This is a genomic window from Escherichia sp. KCJ4928 (genome assembly GCF_004352695.1).
In the GTDB taxonomy this organism is placed as follows: Bacteria; Pseudomonadota; Gammaproteobacteria; order Enterobacterales; family Enterobacteriaceae; genus ECMA0423.
Genome location: NZ_SJWV01000838.1, coordinates 1 through 255 on the forward strand (window position 1 = coordinate 1; position 255 = coordinate 255).

Sequence of the window (255 nt, forward strand, 5' to 3'; positions counted from 1 at the left end):
GCGAAGTCCTGCAGCAAAACTTTCCACATCGCGCCCGATTTCGGCCTGATGGGGAGGCAGAAGGTCATTCTCTCCGCCCAGAATGTATTCCACCGGATCTTCATAGGTCACTATTTTGCGATCGGGGCAATTTTTCAGAATGTGGCGATACAGTGCCGCCGCCAGTGTGGATTTCCCGGAGCCGGTTTCTCCGCAGATGAAGCCCAGGCCGGTTTTTCTGAGCATGGCATCCAGCAGATCCGGTTCAATATTCAT

Annotated in this window: 1 protein-coding gene; it reads right to left on the reverse strand. The window is 53.7% G+C overall.

All coding sequences use genetic code 11. The features are described from left to right. On the reverse strand, nucleotides 1-255 hold a 255-nt coding region (locus tag E0D98_RS27005; RefSeq protein WP_165941096.1), incomplete at both ends, for an ATPase, T2SS/T4P/T4SS family.